Annotated in this window: 17 protein-coding genes and 1 tRNA gene; 9 read left to right on the top strand and 9 right to left on the bottom strand. The window is 63.4% G+C overall.

Annotation, left to right across the window (positions count from 1 at the left end; all coding sequences use genetic code 11):
- Nucleotides 1-13 precede the first annotated feature (13 nt).
- From LQ232_RS20705 to LQ232_RS20695, 3 genes are read right to left on the bottom strand one after another with little or no spacing between them, the layout of a single operon-like run.
- A complete protein-coding gene (locus LQ232_RS20705; RefSeq protein ID WP_230182270.1) occupies nucleotides 14-3079 on the bottom strand; it encodes an efflux RND transporter permease subunit in 3066 nt (1021 codons plus the stop codon).
- Nucleotides 3079-4191, bottom strand: a complete 1113-nt coding sequence (locus LQ232_RS20700) for an efflux RND transporter periplasmic adaptor subunit (RefSeq protein WP_230182269.1) — start codon at nucleotides 4189-4191, stop codon at nucleotides 3079-3081. Before LQ232_RS20700 ends, LQ232_RS20705 begins: the two co-directional genes overlap by 1 nt.
- A complete protein-coding gene (locus LQ232_RS20695) occupies nucleotides 4188-5678 on the bottom strand; it encodes an efflux transporter outer membrane subunit (protein ID WP_230182268.1) in 1491 nt (496 codons plus the stop codon). Before LQ232_RS20695 ends, LQ232_RS20700 begins: the two co-directional genes overlap by 4 nt.
- 118 nt (nucleotides 5679-5796) lie before the next feature.
- Here LQ232_RS20695 and LQ232_RS20690 point away from each other — a divergent pair, with 118 nt between their 5' ends.
- The 4 genes from LQ232_RS20690 (at nucleotide 5797) to LQ232_RS23720 (ending at nucleotide 7961) form a co-directional block, all read left to right on the top strand.
- Nucleotides 5797-6414 (top strand): TetR/AcrR family transcriptional regulator, encoded by a 618-nt coding sequence (locus LQ232_RS20690; protein WP_230182267.1) that lies wholly within the window; start codon nucleotides 5797-5799, stop codon nucleotides 6412-6414.
- 266 nt (nucleotides 6415-6680) lie between these two features.
- Nucleotides 6681-6941, top strand: coding sequence for a type II toxin-antitoxin system ParD family antitoxin (locus LQ232_RS20685; RefSeq protein ID WP_230182266.1), 261 nt, complete (start codon nucleotides 6681-6683; stop codon nucleotides 6939-6941).
- Nucleotides 6941-7261, top strand: a complete 321-nt coding sequence (locus LQ232_RS20680; RefSeq protein ID WP_230182265.1) for a type II toxin-antitoxin system RelE/ParE family toxin — start codon at nucleotides 6941-6943, stop codon at nucleotides 7259-7261. Before LQ232_RS20685 ends, LQ232_RS20680 begins: the two co-directional genes overlap by 1 nt.
- Nucleotides 7262-7367: 106 nt before the next feature.
- Complete coding sequence (locus LQ232_RS23720; RefSeq protein WP_371820332.1) at nucleotides 7368-7961, top strand: FRG domain-containing protein; 594 nt, start codon at nucleotides 7368-7370, stop codon at nucleotides 7959-7961.
- 456 nt (nucleotides 7962-8417) lie between these two features.
- Here LQ232_RS23720 and LQ232_RS20675 read toward each other — a convergent pair.
- The 5 genes from LQ232_RS20675 to LQ232_RS20655 form a co-directional block, all read right to left on the bottom strand.
- Nucleotides 8418-8507: transfer RNA gene (locus LQ232_RS20675), tRNA-Ser, on the bottom strand.
- A gap of 43 nt (nucleotides 8508-8550) precedes the next feature.
- Nucleotides 8551-9696, bottom strand: coding sequence for a branched-chain amino acid ABC transporter substrate-binding protein (locus LQ232_RS20670; RefSeq protein WP_230182264.1), 1146 nt, complete (start codon nucleotides 9694-9696; stop codon nucleotides 8551-8553).
- A 40-nt stretch (nucleotides 9697-9736) separates the two neighbouring features.
- Nucleotides 9737-10207 carry a hypothetical protein gene (locus LQ232_RS20665; protein ID WP_230182263.1) on the bottom strand — a complete coding sequence of 157 codons (471 nt, stop codon included), beginning with the start codon at nucleotides 10205-10207 and terminating at the stop codon, nucleotides 9737-9739.
- Entirely contained in the window at nucleotides 10204-10644 is a 441-nt protein-coding gene (locus LQ232_RS20660) for a DNA polymerase III subunit chi (protein ID WP_230182262.1), read from the bottom strand. The genes LQ232_RS20665 and LQ232_RS20660 overlap by 4 nt, the downstream gene beginning before the upstream one ends.
- Nucleotides 10645-10662: 18 nt before the next feature.
- Entirely contained in the window at nucleotides 10663-12192 is a 1530-nt protein-coding gene (locus tag LQ232_RS20655; protein WP_230182261.1) for a leucyl aminopeptidase, read from the bottom strand.
- Between the two features lie 42 nt (nucleotides 12193-12234).
- Between LQ232_RS20655 and lptF the strand changes: the two genes are divergently transcribed.
- Genes lptF through LQ232_RS20635 form a run of 4 tightly spaced genes read left to right on the top strand, consistent with a single transcriptional unit; the run spans nucleotide 12235 to nucleotide 15864 of the window.
- Nucleotides 12235-13317 carry an LPS export ABC transporter permease LptF gene (lptF, locus tag LQ232_RS20650; protein ID WP_230182260.1) on the top strand — a complete coding sequence of 361 codons (1083 nt, stop codon included), beginning with the start codon at nucleotides 12235-12237 and terminating at the stop codon, nucleotides 13315-13317.
- A complete protein-coding gene (gene lptG / locus LQ232_RS20645; protein WP_230182259.1) occupies nucleotides 13314-14474 on the top strand; it encodes an LPS export ABC transporter permease LptG in 1161 nt (386 codons plus the stop codon). Before lptF ends, lptG begins: the two co-directional genes overlap by 4 nt.
- Before the next feature lie 18 nt (nucleotides 14475-14492).
- On the top strand, nucleotides 14493-14879 hold the full coding sequence (locus tag LQ232_RS20640) for a sirohydrochlorin chelatase (protein ID WP_230182258.1): 387 nt from the start codon (nucleotides 14493-14495) through the stop codon (nucleotides 14877-14879).
- 16 nt (nucleotides 14880-14895) lie between these two features.
- Complete coding sequence (locus tag LQ232_RS20635) at nucleotides 14896-15864, top strand: CysB family HTH-type transcriptional regulator (RefSeq protein WP_230182257.1); 969 nt, start codon at nucleotides 14896-14898, stop codon at nucleotides 15862-15864.
- A 21-nt stretch (nucleotides 15865-15885) separates the two neighbouring features.
- Here LQ232_RS20635 and LQ232_RS20630 read toward each other — a convergent pair whose 3' ends face one another.
- Nucleotides 15886-17877 (bottom strand): hypothetical protein, encoded by a 1992-nt coding sequence (locus LQ232_RS20630; protein ID WP_230182256.1) that lies wholly within the window; start codon nucleotides 17875-17877, stop codon nucleotides 15886-15888.
- Between the two features lie 238 nt (nucleotides 17878-18115).
- Here LQ232_RS20630 and LQ232_RS20625 point away from each other — a divergent pair, with 238 nt between their 5' ends.
- On the top strand, nucleotides 18116-18883 hold the full coding sequence (locus tag LQ232_RS20625) for an oxepin-CoA hydrolase, alternative type (protein WP_230182255.1): 768 nt from the start codon (nucleotides 18116-18118) through the stop codon (nucleotides 18881-18883).
- The last annotated feature ends 4 nt before the right edge of the window (nucleotides 18884-18887 follow it).

Below are 18887 nucleotides of genomic sequence, written 5' to 3'. Positions count from 1 at the left end.
GATCATAATATCATTATTTTTCAGGTGTGGCCACCGGCCTGATCCAGACCATGTACAGCGCCGGCACGAACACCAATGTCAGCACCGTGGCCGCGATCAGCCCGCCCATGATGGCCATCGCCATCGGGCCCCAGAAGATGCTGCTGGTCAGTGGCACCATGGCCAGCACTGCAGCGGCGGCCGTCAGCACCACCGGGCGTGAGCGGCGCACCGTCGCCTCCACCACGGCCTGCGCCTGCGGCATGCCTGCGGCGATGTCGCTGTCGATCTGGTCCACCAGGATCACGGCATTGCGCATGATCATGCCGCCCAGCGCGATCACCCCCAGCAAGGCCACGAAGCCGAAGGGCGCATTGAAGATCAGCAGGGCCGGCACCACGCCGATGAGCCCCAGCGGCGCGGTGAGGAACACCATCCACATGCGTGAGAAGCTCTGCAGCTGCACCATCAAGATCAGCAACATCACCACCAGCATCAGCGGGAAGACCGCGAACAGCGCCTGATTGGACTTGTCGCTTTCTTCGATGGCGCCGCCTTGCTCGATGCGGTAGCCGGGCGGCAGCTTGTCGATGATCGGCTTGAGAGACGGCCAGATCTTCATCGTGGCCGACGGGCCCTGCACGCCATCGTGCACATCGCTGCGCACGGTGAGCACCATGTCGCGGTTGCGGCGCCACAGCACGGGCTCTTCGAACGTGGGCACGAGCGTGGCCACCTGCGACAAGGGCACCACGGCGCCGCTGCGGGTGAACAGGCTCACGTCGCCCAACTGCTCCAGCGCCAACCGCTCTTTTGGAGCGGCGCGCACGGTCACGTCGATCAGGTCCTCGCCGCGGCGGATCTGTGTGGCGGGCGCCCCGCTCAGCACGGTCTGCATCATGGCCGAGACATCGGTGCTGGTGATGCCCAGCAGGCGAGCCTTGTCTTGGTCAAGCTGCACACGCATGGTCCTCACCTGTTCGTTCCAGTCAAGCTGGGTGTCGCGCACCAGGGGGCTCTGGCGCACGGCGTCGCGCACCTGGTAAGCGATCTCGCGGACCCTGCCTGTGTCCGGCCCCACCACGCGGAACTGCACCGGGAAACCGACGGGGGGGCCAAACTCGAAGCGCGTGACGCGACCGCGCAGGTCGGGGAAGGCCCGCTCGGCCGCGAACAGGTCGAGCAGACGGCGGCGCACGGATTCACGGTCGGCCACATTGGCCGTCTTGATCACGATCTGCGCATAACTCGGGTTGGGCAGCTCAATGGGCAGCGACAGGAAGAAGCGTGGCGCCCCGGCGCCCGTGTAGGCGCTGAAGTGCTGAACCTGGGCATCGCGTTTCAGCACTTCTTCGAAACGCTTGACCTGCGCTTCCGTGGCCGTGAACGAAGCGCCTTCACGCAGGCGCAGATCGACGATGAGCTCCAGGCGCGACGCGGTTGGGAAGAACTGCTGCTGCACCAGGCCCATGCCCGCGATCGCGCCGACGAATAGCACGGCCGTGGCGGCCAGCACCATCACGCGGTGGGCCATGCACCACTGCAGCAGGCGGCGCAGGCGCTGGTAGAGCGGCGCCGCGTAAGGATCATGGGCCGCGCCGCCATGCGCCTTCATGGTCTTGGGCAGCAGCACGATGCCCAGGTAGGGCGTGAACACCACGGCCACGAACCAGGACGCGATCAGGGCCACGCCCACCACCCAGAAGATGCCGCCGGCGTACTCGCCGCTGATCGACTTGGCAAAGCCCACCGGCATGAAGCCGGCCACGGTGACCAGCGTGCCGGTCAGCATGGGGAAGGCCGTGGACGTGTAGGCGAAGGTGGCCGCGCTGACGCGGTCCCAGCCCTGCTCGATCTTCACGACCATCATCTCGACGGCGATGATGGCGTCGTCCACCAGCAGACCCAGGGCAATGATCAGCGCGCCCAAGGAGATGCGGTCCAGGCTCCAGCCCGCGGCCAGCATCACGATGGCCACGATCGCCAGCACCAGGGGCACGGAGGCCGCCACCACGATGCCCGTGCGCCAGCCCAGGAACAGGAAGCACACCGCCAGCACGATGGCCAGGGCCTCCAGGAAGGAGCGCTCGAACTCCCACACGGACTCTTCGACGATATTGGGTTGGTCGGCCACTTTCTCAACCACCACGCCCAAGGGCAGACTGGCCTTCAAAGCCTCCATGCGCGATTCGAGCTCGCGGCCGAGCGTCAGGATGTTGCCGTGCCGGTCGAAGGTGATGGCGAGCATCAGCACCGGCTTGCCGTCATGCCGCACGGTGAACGAAGGCGGATCTTCCAGGCCCGATGTGACCTTGGCCACATCGCCCAGGCGCAGCAGCTTGCCGCCCGCGGTGATGGACACGTTGGCCACGTCGTGCGCATCGCGCAGGGTGCCGTCGACACGCACGAACACCTGGTCGCTGCGGCCTTCGGTCGACCCCGACGGGCTGACCGTGTTCTGGCGCGCCAGCGCTTCGATCACGGTCTGGGCGCTGATGCCCAGCGAAGCCAGGCGCTGGCTCGAGAATTCGACGTGGACCTTCTCGGCCTGCCGCCCGAACACATCGACCTTGGTCACGCCTGGCTGGGCCTGCACCTGCCGCTTGATGTCTTCGGTCAGCACCTGCAGTTCGGGCCAGCTCAGGTCGGCGGCGCTGATGGCGTACATCACGCTGTAGACATCACTGAACTCGTCGTTGAAGATGGGGCCCAGGACGCCTTCGGGAAACTGGTGGCGCACGTCGCCGATCTTCTTGCGTGCCTGGTACCAGGCACGCTCCAGATCGGCCTTGGACGTGCCACCCTTCATCCAGAGGTTGACCGCGCCATAGCCCTGGCGCGAGAAACTGCGGATGAAGTCGACGCCCTCCATCTTCTGCAGTTCGCGCTCCATGCGGTTGAGCACCTGGTCCTGCACCTGCTGGGCCGAGGCGCCGGGCCAGGCCACCACGGCCGTCATCGTCGGCACCATGAACTGCGGGTCTTCCAGGCGTCCCAGCCGCGTGAAAGCGAAGGCGCCCACCAGCAGGCTGCCGATGATCATGAACAACACCATGGCCCGGTGCGTGACGGCCCACTCAGAGAGATTGAAGGACTTCATCACAGGCTCCCGGGGCGCATCACGGCCTGCACCTTCATGCCCGCATCGAGCTTCTGCGCGCCCGCCGATACGACAAGCGCACCGTCGGGCAGGCCGGTGACCCGCACACGGTCGGTGGACTGCGACAGCAGCGTGACCGGATGGCGTGCCAGGATGCCAACCTTGTCATTGACCAGCCAGACCGACGGGTTCTTGTTGGTCGTGAGCAGTGCGCCCGATGGCAGTTCAGCAGAGGCGGCTGCGCCCTTTCGTGCCAGTTGCACATCGGCGGTCACACCCATGCGCAATCCAGGTGGTGGCGAGGCGATGGCGTAGCGCGCCCGGAAGGTGCGGGTCTGCGCCGAAGCGGTGGGCGCCAACTCGCGCAGGTTGAGCTTCACCATGTCCGGCATGCCAGCAATGCGCGCCTGAGCCAGTTGCTCGCGCAAGCTTGCCGCGAGGGCTTCAGGCACATCGACCACAACTTCCAGCTCGCCGGGCTTGGCCAGCACCATCACGGGCTGCCCTTCGGCCACCATCTGCCCCACCTCGACCTGCAGGCCGGTCACCACGCCATCGAAGGGCGCGGCCAGCACGGCATAGCCCGCTCGGTTGCGCAGCACCTCCAGCTGCCGTTCGGCCTGCACCAGGCGCGCCGCAGCGGCGTCCGCGCGGGCCTGTTGCCGCTCTTGGTCGGCAGCGCCCACCGAGCCGTCGGCCAGCAGGCGCTTGAAGCGTGCCGCATCGCTGGCCGCCTGCGTGGCATCCACCTGCGCCGCGCGCAGCTGCTCGGCGGCGGCGTCTGCGGCCAGTTGGTAGTCGGCCGCATCGATGCGCGCCAGCGGCTGGCCGGCCCGCACGGCCTGGCCAATGTCGACCAGGCGTGCAGTGACCTTGCCCCCGGCGCGGAACGCCAGATCGCTCTCAATGCGAGGGCGAACGGCGCCACTCAGGATGCGCACGTCTTCGCCGTGGTCGTTGTGCACCGGCGTGACGTAGACGGCTGGAATGGGCGGCACTTTTTCAGCGGCGGGCGAGCAAGCGGAGAGAACCGCCAGGCCACTGAGGATCAGGCCCGTCCAGACCAGGGCATGGGCAAGCTTCATCAGGCGGAAGTTGGAGGCGTCAATCATGGCAAGCTTTCAGGAGCGAGACTGGGGGTCGTGGTACTGGTGTGGGTGTTGGAGGTCACGGCGGCAGGCATGTCCTGCCATCCGCCGCCCAGGGCCGAGGCGAGCTGAACCGTGTTCAGCGCCAGCTGGGCCTGGCCATCGATGGCCGACAGTTCGGCGGCGATCACGGCACGCTGCGCATCGAGCAGTTGGAGCAGGTCGATCTGGCCTTCGCGGTAGAGCGATTCGGCATGGCGCAAGCCCGTGCGCCTTTGCTGGGTGGTGGCGTCCAGCGCGGCCGAGCGATCACGCTCCTGGGCCAGGGCCACCAGGCTGTCGTCAACGTCCTTGACGGCGCCGAGCACGGCCTTCTCGTACTGCAAAGTGGCCATGCGCTCTTTGGCGGATTGCCGCTCAACGGCCGCACGCAAGCGACCCGCGTCAAACAAGGGCATGGTGAATGCCAGCGCCGCGGTGCTGTACCGCACCGGTGACAAGTCCAGCGCATTGAGGCGCAGATCCTGCCGCCCGAACGCCGCGGCCAGGAAAAACTTGGGCCACCGGTCGGCTTGGGCCTCGCGCAGGCGTGCGGCTTCGGCCATGAACAGCTTTTGCGCCACGCGCAGATCGGGGCGCCGCATCAACAGATCGACAGGCTGCCTGGCGGACAAGCGTGGTGGGGTGGGCAGCCATGGCGCCGTGGAAACGTCCAACTCGGTCAATGGCCGGTTGGGATTGGCGCCCACCAGGACTGCCAATTGAGTCTCGGTCACGGCCACCAAGGTCCTCAAAGGCGGCAGTTGCGCGGCAAGCGCTTGCACCTCACCCGCGGCCCGCGCCACGTCGAAGCGGCTGGCCAGGCCCGCGGCCTCCCTGCTGCGGGTCAGCCGCTCGGTGTCGGCCTGGGCTTTCAACAAGGCATCCAGCTTGGCCAGCCGCAGACGCGCGCTTTGCCAAACGATGTACTGCCTTGCAACTTCGCTGCTCACCAGCCAGCGCGCCGTGTCAACGCCCTCTTCGGCGGTCAGCGCATCCAGCTCAGCGGCATCGGCGCCAGCGCGTGCGGCGCCAAACACGTCGAGCTCCCACCCCAGGTCCAGTGCGCCCCGGTAGGCCCGCGTGTCAGGCTTGCCTTGTTTGACCTGCTCGGGCAAGCCGCTGCGTTCGTCAGACGCCGATCCTGTGAGCGACACCGTGGGCCAGAGCCTGGACGCCACCGCCGTCTGCCCAGCGCGGGCTTGCCGCACACGCTGCACTGCGATGCGGACATCGTGGTTGGCTGATTGGGCACGCTGAACCAGGGCCATGAGCGCCGCGTCGTCAAAGCCTCGCCACCAGTTTGACTCGACCGCAGGTGCTGGGTCCGGCGCCTGCCGAAAGCTTGCGTCCTCGGCAGCCGACACATCGGGCGGCTCAGTTTGGTGCGAGGCGCAAGCCGACAGCAAGGCGGCCAGGCACACGGCGAGCAAAGGGGCAAATGGCTGGAGCCGCAGTGGCGAAAAAGACATGATTTCGCTTCAATGGTTGACAGTGTCTACCATTTTGCTTACAAATGTAGACAGTGTCAACCTGGTGTCTTCACCCGGTAAACTGGCGCCCTGAATCCCGGCCACTAGACTCCACCGCATGCCCAAGAAAAGCCAATCGCCCGCGCCCCCCCTCGACCTGCGAGAGGCGTGTGTCATCGCCGCTCAAGAAGTCATCGCCGAAAAGGGTGTGGAGAACCTGAGCCTGCGGGATGTGGCCCGAAAACTGGGGGTTTCGCACCAGGCGCCCTACAAGCACTACCCCAGCCGCGATCACCTGCTGGCCGAGGTGATGGGGCGCTGCCTTCAGCGGTTTGCTGCGCATCTGGACGCCCGCGGTCAGTTTGAAGACCCCAAGGAAGACTTGGCCGCCTTGGGGCGCCAGTACCTCAGTTATGCCCGTGATCACGTGCTGGAATACCGCCTGATGTTTGACACGCCGTGGCCCCAATCAGCCGAACACCCGGACCTGATCCGGGACGCTGTTCACGCCTATGACATCTTGCGCAACGCGCTGCGTCGCCTGCATGGCGAATCGGCCGCCATGCAAGACAGGGTGGATCTGGACGCGCTGTACATCTGGTCCACCGTGCATGGCATGGCAGGTGTGATGAATGGCAATTGCATCCACCGGCTGAACCTGAAGCCCCAGGTGCTTGAACAAGCCGTTGAGCACATGATCAAGATGGTGGAATTGGGCTTGTTGGCCAAGCCTTGAGAGGCTTGCGTGCGCAACGAAGTGCATTGAAATGCACAAAAGAAAAAAGCCCTTGAGATCAAGGGCTTAGTTCATATCCATGGCGGAGAGGGCCTCGTTCACATCATGGGTGGCAAGGCGTGAATGCTGGCTTTGTGGGTGATTGGATTGGACGCAAGTACCCCAATAAGTCCCCCAGATGCCGCAGCCTCAATGCACGCCACCCAATGGCAGTTCTTGCCATTTAATGCCATTTATGGCAATGTGCTGGAGAAAGCGAGGTGCCCATGCAAAGCATGAATATTTCCTTGCCCGACCCGCTGAAGCAGTTCGTGGACGGGCAAGTCTCCCAAGGTCGCTACAGCAGCGCCAGCGAATACGTGCGTGAGTTGATCCGTGCCGACGAGAAGCGCAAAGCCGAGGAACAGCTTGAAGCCAAGCTGCTGGAGGGGCTCAACACCGCCGAGAGCGAGTTGACACCATCAGACTGGAGCGCCATTCGCGCTGAAGCCCTGGCGAGGGTACAGGCGCGAAAGAAAACGAGCTGATGCCCACGGTTTACCAACGTGCCGCCGCCCGCAATGACCTGGTGGAGCACTTCGTCTACCTGGCGGAAAACGCTGGCCTGAATGTGGCCGAGCGTTTTCTGTCCAATGCAGAAGCCAGCTTCAACGACCTGGCTGAGCAGCCCAAAATGGGCGCTCAGTTGAAGCTCAAGAACCCTGCCATGAGCGGGATGCGGAAGTGGCGTGTCAAAGACTTTGACAACCACCTGATCTTTTACGTACCCCGCCAAGACGGCGTGTCCATCGTGCGCGTTCTGCATGGCGCCATGGATTGGTGGCGTCTATTGGGCATCGACGAATAGCCCCGTGACGGGCAACGCGCCCTCGCCTGCCTAAGTACACCGCCGTCCACACCTTGGAGGGCTCTATGCGCCTCAATGGGCAGAGCTGTCGGCCATACAACAAGAGATGCTGCTGGCCCGCATCGAGCTCAAGAGCAGCGCCACTGGCACAGCCGGACAGTGGAATACGGAGCTGGGGAGACCTGAGAACTCCATCTTGTTTGCACCCATAGACCCCCCTCGTACACTTCCTTCAGACACCTGCAGTAGTTGGAACGAATTCAAGGCTTGGGCCTCCCAGGTTCGCACCGATCACGACGCGGTGTCGTTCCGAGGTCATGGAAACAGGGAATTCAAACTGCAGACAACTTTGCACCGAATGGGCAGGTGCAGGCTGGATAGGTTCTGCACCGATGAGCTCCCTGAATTTTCTAACCACGCCGAAGCGCTCCTTCAGATGCAGTTCAAGTTAGGCGATGGCGATGATTTTTCAACGGTACTAGGATTAGCGCAGCATCATGGACTGCCCACCCCAATGCTTGATTGGACCGGCTCTCCCTACGTGGCTGCATTCTTTGCCTTCTCTGATGCGCTTGATAGTCTCGGCACGCGGCCTGATGCAACACACGTTCGGGTCTATGCGCTTAACAGGAAGTTTGTAGACGCCTTGAAATTTCCAGTCGTGCGCTTCCACAGGTCGGGCCGTATATCGCTTACCTAAACGTATCGGCCAGGCTCAACCCCCGCCTATATGCACAGCGTGGTCAGTTTCTGGTCACCAATATCCTAGAGTTGGAAACCCATCTTATTAAGGCGCAGGCGCACATTGGCGAAAGATTCCTCTTTGCAGCAGATGTGCCGATCAGTTGCGCCAGTGAGGCTCTGGAAGACCTCCAGTTCATGGGCCTCTCAGCTGCCGCTCTTTTTCCAGGTCTGGATGGAGTCTGCCGAATGATGCGCCATCAGATGACATTCCGCCGCCCGCAAATTAAGCCGGCTGAAGCTGCTGCACATCCGCCTGCAGTGCCCCACCTCCCAACTGATCAAAGGAGTTCGGCATTAGTTGAGCAGAATCTACCTAAAGACGGCTAGGCACATGTGTAACTCTTGGGGGAAATAGAAAAAGCCCCAGAATCGTAGTCATTGATTGACTAGGATTTTGGGGCCGATCTATTCATGGCGGAGAGGGCGGGATTCGAACCCGCGGTAGGGATAAACCTACACACGCTTTCCAGGCGTGCGACTTAAACCACTCATCCACCTCTCCGAAGCCCGCTATTGTAGCAAGGCTTTCGCTCGATTCGAGTCAATCAGTTCAACTCAACCTTCTTGCCATCTTTGTAGGCGAACAGCGTCATGGATGGGGTTTTGCGCTCGCCATTGGGCTCGAACTGCACACGGGCCGTGATGCCGTTGTAGTCGGTGGCTGCCAGCTTGGGCGCATACACCTTGGGATCGGCCGAGCCAGCGCGCTTCATCGCGTCCACCAGCACCATCGTGGCATCGTAGGTGTAGGGTGAGTAGACCTGGAACTGCTTGGGGAATTTGGCGTCGTACTTGGCGCGCCAGGCCTTGCCGCCGGGCAGCTTGTCAAGCGAGGCCGCGCCCACGGCGCACACCACATTGCCCAGCGTTTTGGCACCGCTGGACAACTCGATGAGCTTGTCGGTGCAAATGCCATCGCCACCGAACAGGTAGGCTTTGGTCAGGCCCAGTTGCTGCATCTGGCGCAGCATGGGGCCAGCTTGCGGGTCCATGCCACCAAAGAAGATACCGTCGGGCTTCTTGCTCTTGATCGACGTCAGGATGGACATGAAATCCACCGCCTTGTCGTTGGTGAACTGCTCGCTCACCACCTCCAGGCCCAGCTTCTTGGCGGTTTCGCGGAACACACCGGCCACGCCTTGCCCATAGGCCGTGCGGTCATCAATGATGGCGACCTTCTTGAGCTTGAGCGTCTTGGACGCGTACTCGGCCAGGCCCGCGCCCAGGGCCTTGTCGTTGGCCAGCAGGCGGTACACGTTCTTGTAGCCCAGGGTGGTCAGGTCGGGGTTGGTGGCCGAGGGCGTGACCATGGGCAGGCCGCATTGGCTGTAGATTTTGGCCGCAGGGATGGTGGTGCCGGAGTTCAGATGCCCGACCACGCCGTTGACCTTGGCGTCGCACAGCTTCTGGGCGGCGGCCGTGCCTTGCTTGGGATCGGCCGCGTCATCTTCGGCGACCAATTCAAACTTCACCTTCTTGCCGCCGATCTCCACACCTTGGGCGTTGAGTTCATCGATGGCCATGCGGGCCCCATTCTCGTTGTCGCGGCCATAGTGGGCCTGGGCCCCGGACACTGGCGCCACGTGGCCAATGCGAACCACGGTCTGGGCATGCGCGGCCGCGGCCACACACAACGAGGACAACACCGCAGCGGCTGCGGCCACCGGGATCAAAGCAAAGCGTTGGTTCATATTCACCTCGGTCATTGAATGGCGTTACTGGGAAAAAACATCAACGGTTGTTGCGCAACTTGGCCACTTCCTGGGCCACGGCGCGCGTCACCACGTCGCGCATGGTTCGGGACAACTCATCGCGCAAGTCCTGCATCAAAGTCTCGGTGAACTGGGCCAGCAGGGGCTGCATGGATTCGCGCAGCCGAAACTCCAGCATCGAATCGATCTGGCGCTGCACATCGGTCAGGATGCGTTGAGACAACTGTGCGTCAGAGACTTCGGGGTCGATGGCCTCCGCCGGCGTGTAGGGCACCACATGGGGGATCGAAGCCAAGGGCACCATGGACGAAGACGACACGACCACTTGGGGCACGGGCAAAGGGGCCGGCGCAAAATCGATGTCGGGCGTCAGCAAAGGCGACTCGACCACTTGCGGCACCGGCAAAAGCTGCCCGCCCTCGGGGTTGAATTCGATCACCTCGGTGAGCGTGGGCACATTGGCGGGATGGGGCCGGGTGGGGATGTTCATTCCTTCACCTCGTGCGGCTGGATCTGCAGACCCAGGGCCTTGTATTGCTTCCAGCGCTGGCGGCCAAGCTGGCGGTCGTGCGGTTCGAGTGAAACGATCTCGAACAGACGCTCGAAGCGCTCTGGCTGGTCGGGCATCTCCGGCCCCAGGTTGACCAGGATGTTGCGTCGGCCGGGCGCCTGCTGGCCCAGGCCATGGGGCGCCAGCCACACCGGCGTGTCGTGCAAACGCTCAGGCATGTCTTGCCCGGGCGTGGCCAACACATGCGGCAAAAACTCTTGCTCGTCGAACACCCAGAGTTGGCGGTCCAGTGACTTGAGCGTGTTGGCATCGCCCGTGACCAACACGCCCGCACCGCTTTTATACGCTTTGCGAAGCAGCCGACAAGCGTAAGACAGCTTGTCGCTCATGCCATGGTGAAACTCAACGGTGTTCATCAATCAGATCAAATCAACTCAGGCGGCTTTGCCCGCGGCCTTGGTGGTTTTCTTGGCAGCCACCGAAGCTTGCGGCTTGAGGGCGCCCTCGCCCGCTTGCGACAACACGAACTGGGTCAGCAAACCAACGGGCCGGCCCGTGCCGCCCTTGGCGCCGCCCGATTTCCACGCTGAACCGGCGATGTCCAGGTGGGCCCAGCGGTAAGCCTTGGTGAATTTGCTCAGGAACACGGCCGCGGTGATGGCCCCGCCTTCGCGCCCGCCCACATTGCCCATGTCAGCAAAGTTGCTCTTGAGCGAATCGCCATACTCGTCGTCCAGCGGCAGGCGCCAGGCGGTGTCTTGGGCTTGTTGGCCCGCCGACAACAGCGCCTGCGCCAGGGCCTCGTCGGCGCTGAAAAGGCCACTGTGGACGTGGCCCAAAGCCACAACGCAGGCGCCCGTCAAGGTGGCAATGTCGACCACCACCGCGGGCTTGAACCGCTCGGCGTAGGTCAAGGCATCGCACAGGATCAGGCGGCCTTCGGCATCGGTGTTGAGCACCTCGATGGTCTGGCCCGACATGCTGGTGACCACGTCACCTGGGCGGGTTGCCGTGCCGCTTGGCATGTTCTCGCAAGTGGGGATCAGACCCACCAGGTTGACCTTGGGCTTGAGTTCGGCCACGGCACGGAAGGTGCCCAGCACGCTGGCGGCACCGCCCATGTCGAACTTCATCTCGTCCATGCCTGCGCCGGGCTTGATTGAAATACCACCCGAGTCAAAGGTGATGCCCTTGCCCACCAGCACCACGGGTGCCTGCGACTTGGCCGCGCCTTCGTACTGCAGGATGATGAACTTGGGCGGCTCGTCGGAGCCATTGGCCACCGACAGGAAAGAGCCCATCCCCAGCTTTTGCAAGGCGGGGCGGTCGAGCACCTGCACCTTCAGGTGCTTGAACTCCTTGCCCAGGCGCTTGGCTTCATTGGCCAAATAAGTGGGCGTGCAGTAGTTGCCGGGGCGGTTGCCACACTCGCGCGCCAGGGTCACGCCTTCGGCCACGGCCTGGCCTTGGGCCAAGCCCGCTTTCAAGTTCACAGTTTGCGCGCCCGAACCCAGCAAGGTCACCTTGTTCAAACCAGAAGTCTTGGGCGCGCTGGGCTTGGTGTGACGGTACACGTAAGTGGCATCGGCCACCGCCAGCACCAGGCTTTGCGCGTGTCCGGCTTCCAGGGGCCAGCCTGCGCCGACCGCGATGGCCAGGTGGGCCACGCCACGGTCCTTGATCTCGGCCACGCCCTTGCCCACCGCCGCCTTGAAGGCCTTGCCAGAGGCGTCAGCCGCGGCCACCAGCACCAATCGGGGCGCCTTGACGCCCGCAGGCCGATGCACGTACAGCACCTTGCCGCCTTTCAGCGCCCAATCATTCGCTTTGAGAGCTTGCTCGGCCAGGCCATCCAGCACGGGATCGCCCGTGTTAGCGTGGTCGCCGGTCAAGATCACCAGCAAGGCGTCGGCGTTGATTTGGGACAAGGCGGGCCCTTGGGCCACGGTGTAGCGATAGTCCATGCGGTGCGCGTCCATAATGGACGGATTGATTTGAGCTGAGCAATGTTATTCGATTCCTCTGTGCGCCGAGAACTCTGGCGAAGCTTTGTCGGGACGCTGGTCGTCCTGCTGACCGTGGTGCTGACCATGGTGCTGATCCGCATGCTCAGCCAAGCCACCAAAGGCGCGTTCGCGGCCAGCGACGTGAGCCTGATGCTGGGCTACACCCTCATCGGCCAGGCCCCCATGTTGGTCAGCTTGGCACTGTTCGTGTCCGTCGTTGCCGTGCTCAGCCGCTTCTGGCGCGAAAGTGAGATGGTGGTCTGGCAAGTCAGCGGCGCCCGCCAATTCAGTTTTTTACGGCCTTTGGGACAAATGGGCTGGCCTGTGCTGTTGAGCGTGGCTGTGCTGGTGCTGGTGGCCCGGCCATGGGCACAATCCCAAACCCAGTTGCTGAAAGAGCGCTATGAAAAGCGGTCCGACATTGCCCGCGTGCAGCCCGGGCAATTCCAAAGCTCTTCAGATGGCAGCCGGGTGTTTTTCATTGACAGCCACAGCGATGGTGAGAACGTTGGCAAAAACGTCTTCATGGTCCTCACGCAAAACGGCCAGGAGGCCGTGATCACGGCACAAGAAGGCCAGCTGGAAACCATCAAAGGTCAGCGTTACCTGAACCTGGTGCGCGGCGAAAGAACCCAAACCGATTTGAAAACGGGCGAGAAAGTCCTGTCTCGCTTCAACTCGGCACGCATCATGGTCGGTGAGGCTGAGCAAACCGAAGACGGCCGCCCCGCCGTGCGCAGCGCCTCCACGATCGATCTGCTGGCCTCATCGGCGCCCGACATGCGCGGCGAGCTGACCTGGCGGGTGGGCATGATCTGGGCAGCGCTGAACATGATGCTGGTGGGGCTGGGCCTGGCCTCGGGCAACGCCCGGCGCTCCAGCAACTGGAGTTTGGTGTTCGCATTGCTGGTGTTCGTGGTTTATTTCAACCTGCTGTCGCTGACGCAAACCTGGGTGACCAACCAGCAATTGAGCATCTGGACCGGACTGCTGGGCGTGCATGGCTTGTTGACCCTGCTGGCACTGGCCCGTGTGTGGTGGCGCGATGGTGGCCTGGTGACCCTGCTCAAGGGGCGTGCATGAAAACCGTCCGTCGCTTGTTGTACAGCCAGATCATCGCGGCCGTGATCTTCGTGGCCGCGGCTTTTCTGGCGCTCAGCTTTTTCACCGACTTCGTGGATGCCTTGCGCGACGTCGGTCGTCACGGGTACACCTTGTTGGACGCCATCTGGGACTGTGTGCTTGAGCTGCCTGGCCATTTCTACGATGTGTTCCCCATCGCCCTGCTGATTGGCACCACCCTGGCGCTCGCCCGGTTGGCGCAAACGTCCGAGTTCACCATTCTGCGCACAGGCGGGCTGGGCCCCGCGCGCGCCTTGTGGTTGCTGGCGGGCATCGGCTTGGCGAGTACTTTGCTGATGGTGGGCGTGGGCGACTGGCTCATGCCTTTGGCCGAGCGCCAGGCCTCGCTGCACCACGCCCAATTCCGCGATGGCCAAGGCATCCAGCTGGGGCAAAGCGGCGCTTGGCTGCGCGAACGCGCACCGCAAGCCGACGGGCAACTTCACACCGTCACCGTCAACGTGGGCGCGGCCGAGGGGCAAGACCAGTTCCGCCATGTGCGCGTGTTCGAGTTTGACCACCTGGGCCGATTGGTACGGCGCATCTCGGCCGAGCAGGCCCGGGTAGAGCCCATGGGCAAGGGCAAGGCCGGCTCCATATGGCACCTTCAAGGCGTGACCGACACCCGCTGGCCCGGCCAATTCACGATGCCTGGTGAAGCCGCCGATCTGGACATCGCCGGCATCGAGGAGCGCCGACTGCCCGCCATGGACTGGCAAAGCAGTTTGACGCCCATGGTCGTGGCCGCCTCCGTGCTGCCGCCCGACACCATGTCCACCTTGTCATTGTGGCGCTACACCCAGCACTTGGCCAGCAATGCCCAGGCGGCACAACGCTATGAAATCCAGTTCTGGAAACGCGCTTGCGCCCCGCTGGTCTGCATGGTGATGCTGGCGCTGGCCCTGCCCTTCGCTTACCTCCATGCACGCAGTGGGGGAATGAGCCTGAAGATCTTTGGCGGGGTCATGCTGGGCATCAGCTTTGTGCTCGTCAACCACATTTCCAGCCACCTGGGCCTCCTGCACCAATGGACGCCCTGGATCGCAGCGGCATTGCCCAGCCTGGGCTACCTGGGCCTGTCGATGAGCGCTTTCGTGTGGCTGGTGCGCAACCGCTGAGAACCCGAACAGCACACCATGACTTCACGCGGCATCCTCTTGTTCGCCCACGGCGCCCGCGACCCCAATTGGGCGCGCCCCTTCGAGGCCGCGGCCGATCGCTTGCGTGAGCGTGTGGCTGGCTCTGCGCACGCCGAGGTCCGCCTGGCATTCCTCGAGTTCATGGTCCCCAATCTGCACGAGGCAGGCGCCTCGCTGGCCCATGCGGGTTGCCAGCAGGTTACCGTGGTGCCCTTGTTTTTGGGCGCGGGTGGCCATGTGCGCAAAGACCTGCCCTTGCTCATGACCGAGCTTGCCGAGAAGCACCCCCAGGTGCAGTGGACCCTCAGCCGCGCCGTGGGTGAAACCGACCTGCTGATCCAGGCCCTGGCCGACAGCGCCTGGTCCCTGGCCCAACCCGACTGACCAGCGAGCCAGCCCCATGAACCTGCACCAGTTCCGGTTTGTTCACGAAGCGGCTCGCCGCAACCTCAACCTGACCGAGACCGCCAAGGCCCTGCACACCTCGCAGCCGGGCATCTCCAAGGCCATCCTGGAACTGGAAGAAGAGTTGGGCGTCGACATCTTCGTGCGCCACGGCAAACGCCTGAAGCGGATCACCGAGCCCGGGCAACATGTCCTCAAGTCCATCGATTTGATCCTGCGAGAAGTGGGCAACCTCAAACGCATTGGTGACGAATACGCCCTGCAAGACACCGGCACCCTGTCGATCGCCACCACGCACACGCAAGCCCGCTACGTGCTGCCCGAGCCCGTGGCCGCCTTGCGCAAGAAATACCCCAAGGTGGCCATCAGCCTGCACCAGGGCACGCCCGAGCAAGTGGCCCAGATGGTGTTGGACGAAACCGCCGACATCGGCCTGGCCACCGAGTCGCTCAGCGACTTCCCGGAGCTGGTGACCCTGCCCTGCTACGAGTGGCAGCACGTGGTCGTCATGCCGGCTGCCCATCCCCTGGCCCAGGTGCCGCGTTTGACCTTGGAGCAACTGGCCGCCGAGCCTTTGATCTCGTACCACCCCTCTTTCACGGGCCGCAAGCGCATCGACCTGGCGTTTGCCCAACGTGGGCTGGCGCCCAATGTGGTGCTGGAAGCGATTGACGCCGACGTGATCAAAACCTACACGCGCCTGGGTCTGGGCATTGGCCTGGTGGCAGAAATGGCCGTGAAGGACGACCCCAGCATGACACCCCAAGGTGACCTGGTCTGGCGCCCCGTGGGCCACCTGTTTGGCCCCAACATGGCCAGGCTGGCCTTCAAGCGAGGCGCCTATTTGCGCCAGTTCGTGCTGGCATTTGCCGAGTTGATTTCAGACCGCCTGAGCCGCCAGTTGATCCTGCAAGCCATGCAGCCCAACTCCCATGCCGCCATGGGCAGCGACCACGGGCTGTGAGCCCGACAGGTCAAGCTTCGCTCAGGTTTTGTCGGGCGCCTTGGGATTCAAATCCACGCGCTCGAACTCGATCTCGTTGCTGGCAGACGGAGTGGCCACCGGCGTGTCCAGCGGCTCCAGATCGTCCAATGACAAATCCAGGCTGATCACAGGCTGGGCCTGCGGCTGGGCCTTGACCGGCCGCGTGGCCATCAAGGGCTCAATCGTTTCGGGCGCGGACGAGACCGTCACCACGGTCGGATCCACAAAGGGCAGGTTCAGGTCAACCGCGTCACGGCCCTCGGGCTCGCGCTCCGACAGATCCCTGGCCACGGCGTACAGGAACAGCAATTCGCGGTAGGCCGGCAGATCGAAGGTCTCCACCTCGGCATCGGGTCGGGTGAGTGAGCGCTCGAGCACATCCATTGCCTTGGCAGGCACCGCCCACAGAGACTGCAGGCGCTCGACGATGCCAGGGTATTCCGACAGGCTGTGCCCTTGCAACAGGTCCGACTCCCAGGCTGGCGCATAGCCATTGAAGCGCTGGTTGAACTCGGCTTGGATCCGCTCGTAGTCCTGCCGTTTGCCCAGGCGTTGATAGATTTCCAGCAGCTTCAGAAATGGCAACGGGCTGGCACCCGTGGTGCTTTGAACGTGGCTTTCCAGCAAGTCCAGGGCGGCGTCATCCTGGCCCAGCACGATGAAGAACTCGGCTTGCTGCTCTAGGTCGATCAACTCTTCGACCGACACCTCGCGGGGGGTGTCGTGCAGCGCAGGCCGCGGTGCACGCGCAGCTGGCGTGGCTGGCGCCGAGGGCGCGCTGGCCGCTGCAGGAATGTTGAATGTGGGCGCAGGTTCACGCACGGCCGCTGGAGCAAGCGCTGGGCTTGGCGCGGTTACGACCGGCGCGGCCACCGCAGGGGTGGTGTCGCGGCTGCCGTCGTCCACACCCGTTGTCCCAGGTTTGAACTGCGCCAAGGTGCGCTCCAGAGGCGAGGCATTGGCGCCATCATCGGTCGGCTCGGACGCCGGGCCAGCCTCCGATTTCCACCAATCGGATCCAGCACCCTTGCGCCGATCCTTGATGAACAGAAAAGCCACTGCAGCGGCCAACAGTGCAGCCAAACCACCCAACACGTAAACCAAGGTGGAATTGCCCCGTGCAGACTCAGCCTGCTGGAGGCGGGCTTGCAATTGGGCAAGCTGCTGTTCAGATTGCGCAGAGGCCTGCTTCAGGCTGGCCAGGCGATTTTCAAGTTCCTGAACGCGCTGCTGATCCCGGGCCAATTTCTCGGGCGTTGAGTTCATCGCCAGCCACAAGGCGGCGGCCGCGGCGCGCCGTTCGCGAATTTCTGGGGAAGGGTCATCGCCCTCGAATTTGCCCTGCAGGGCACCGGTCATCGCCAGGTTGGGCTGAACCAGGGCATCGGCATCCACCGGGTCCAGCATGAGCCGCTCACCCGAGGAGCGTTGTGGCGACTGGGCCGACGCTGCAGCCGACTTGCCTGGCCGCTCTGCGCGCGGCGACAAGGCCATGCTCGGCGCGCCCTGCAATGCATCGCCACCGCCTGTGCTTGATTTGGCGGCCACGCCGTTTGATTTCTTGGCGCGACGCGCGGGCTTGGGTGCTGCCTCGGCACCATCGTCCGAAGGTGCGGCCGCGATGGTGGATCCACCGGTCTCCACGGTCAGGCCACCCACGGTGACCTTGCCCGCTTTGGCGGCATAAGCCACCGGCGGCGCTTCGGTTTCGCTCAGGGTGGTGGATGGCAAGGACGCGCTGGGCGGATCAGCAAAAGCCACGAACTTGCGGCTGACCTTGGCCGTGCAACCTGCGGCCAGGTACACAGTGACGACTGGTTCGTTGACGAACTTGCGTGTGGTGACCTTGATCACGCGCTCGGTGCCCGCACCCGGCAACAGCACTGCGGTGACCTCGGCTCCGGCCAATTTGTCGTCGCCAAAATAGACATCAGCCGCGACGCACTCGTTGGCGATGTCATTGGCCGTTTCCACATGAATGGGAACGGTCACGTTCAGCGTTTCGCCCAAAATAGCGCGACTGGTGGGCCGGCCGAAGCCCAAACCGTGGGATGCCCCAGACGCTCCATAAAGCGCCATACCGGCTAGAACCGCGGCCGATATTCTGTTGAATTTATTCATATCGGTGCATGCGAGGCCCAAGATTTCACTCTAGCATGAAGGCCAAGGCTTCCATGCTGTGGGAAGCACCTTAACTTCCCCGCTATTCGTTACCGAAGACCGAAATTGAATGACCACTGAACTGCAAACCGAACGCATCGGCACCACGCAAATCATGACCCTGGTGGGGCCCGCCACGCGAAATGCCTTGTCGCCCCAGGTATATGCGGCTGGTATCGAGATACTCAATGTGGCCGAATCCAATGACGATGTGCGTGCAGTGATTCTGACCGGTTCAGGAGAGCATTTTTGTGGCGGTGGTGATTTGCAGCGTTTAACCCACAACCGGCTGCACGACTTGCCCAAGGTCGCCGAACACATCGAGGCCTTCCACCAATGGATCGAGGCCTTGCGCAGCTTTCCCAAGCCGGTGATTGCCGCGGTAGAAGGCGTGGCGGCCGGTGGTGGCTTGTCGCTGGTGTTGGCCTGCGATTTGGTGGTGGCGGCCGAGAACGCGCGGTTCATGTCGGCGTACAGCCAGGTGGGGCTGTCGCCCGATGGGGGCGCCAGTTGGCACCTTGCCCGCGCGCTGGGGCGTGGCCCTGCCCTTCAACTGTTGTGGCAGAGCACGCCAGTCTCGGCCCAGCAGATGGCGCATTGGGGCGTGGTGCACCAGGTGTGCCCCGCTGGCACAGTCCTGGAAGAAGCCCTGGTCTGGGCGGAGCAATTGGCCCAGGCGCCGGCCGGGGTGCTGACCAGCATCAAGGAGTTGGTGAACGACGCGCCCGCTCAAACGCTGCGCCAGCAACTGGACGCCGAAAAACAACATTTCGTGGTCAATCTGCTGAGGCCCGAAGCCGGGCAGGCGATTGAAAAGTTTCTCAACCGCAAAGGCTGAGCAA

The sequence above is a fragment of the Aquabacterium sp. CECT 9606 genome, assembly GCF_918741295.1.
Lineage (GTDB): Bacteria > Pseudomonadota > Gammaproteobacteria > Burkholderiales > Burkholderiaceae_C > Aquabacterium.
This window is presented reverse-complemented; position numbering and strand designations above follow the sequence as displayed.

What these genes read in the sequence shown, in the direction of transcription:
- LQ232_RS20705 (WP_230182270.1), bottom strand. Translation starts at nt 3,079, where the DNA reads ATGAAGTCCTTCAATCTCTCTGAGTGGGCCGTCACGCACCGGGCCATG.
- LQ232_RS20700 (WP_230182269.1), bottom strand. Translation starts at nt 4,191, where the DNA reads ATGATTGACGCCTCCAACTTCCGCCTGATGAAGCTTGCCCATGCCCTG.
- LQ232_RS20695 (WP_230182268.1), bottom strand. Translation starts at nt 5,678, where the DNA reads ATGTCTTTTTCGCCACTGCGGCTCCAGCCATTTGCCCCTTTGCTCGCC.
- LQ232_RS20690 (WP_230182267.1), top strand. Translation starts at nt 5,797, where the DNA reads ATGCCCAAGAAAAGCCAATCGCCCGCGCCCCCCCTCGACCTGCGAGAG.
- LQ232_RS20685 (WP_230182266.1), top strand. Translation starts at nt 6,681, where the DNA reads ATGCAAAGCATGAATATTTCCTTGCCCGACCCGCTGAAGCAGTTCGTG.
- LQ232_RS20680 (WP_230182265.1), top strand. Translation starts at nt 6,941, where the DNA reads ATGCCCACGGTTTACCAACGTGCCGCCGCCCGCAATGACCTGGTGGAG.
- LQ232_RS23720 (WP_371820332.1), top strand. Translation starts at nt 7,368, where the DNA reads ATGCTGCTGGCCCGCATCGAGCTCAAGAGCAGCGCCACTGGCACAGCC.
- LQ232_RS20670 (WP_230182264.1), bottom strand. Translation starts at nt 9,696, where the DNA reads ATGAACCAACGCTTTGCTTTGATCCCGGTGGCCGCAGCCGCTGCGGTG.
- LQ232_RS20665 (WP_230182263.1), bottom strand. Translation starts at nt 10,207, where the DNA reads ATGAACATCCCCACCCGGCCCCATCCCGCCAATGTGCCCACGCTCACC.
- LQ232_RS20660 (WP_230182262.1), bottom strand. Translation starts at nt 10,644, where the DNA reads ATGAACACCGTTGAGTTTCACCATGGCATGAGCGACAAGCTGTCTTAC.
- LQ232_RS20655 (WP_230182261.1), bottom strand. Translation starts at nt 12,192, where the DNA reads ATGGACTATCGCTACACCGTGGCCCAAGGGCCCGCCTTGTCCCAAATC.
- lptF (WP_230182260.1), top strand. Translation starts at nt 12,235, where the DNA reads ATGTTATTCGATTCCTCTGTGCGCCGAGAACTCTGGCGAAGCTTTGTC.
- lptG (WP_230182259.1), top strand. Translation starts at nt 13,314, where the DNA reads ATGAAAACCGTCCGTCGCTTGTTGTACAGCCAGATCATCGCGGCCGTG.
- LQ232_RS20640 (WP_230182258.1), top strand. Translation starts at nt 14,493, where the DNA reads ATGACTTCACGCGGCATCCTCTTGTTCGCCCACGGCGCCCGCGACCCC.
- LQ232_RS20635 (WP_230182257.1), top strand. Translation starts at nt 14,896, where the DNA reads ATGAACCTGCACCAGTTCCGGTTTGTTCACGAAGCGGCTCGCCGCAAC.
- LQ232_RS20625 (WP_230182255.1), top strand. Translation starts at nt 18,116, where the DNA reads ATGACCACTGAACTGCAAACCGAACGCATCGGCACCACGCAAATCATG.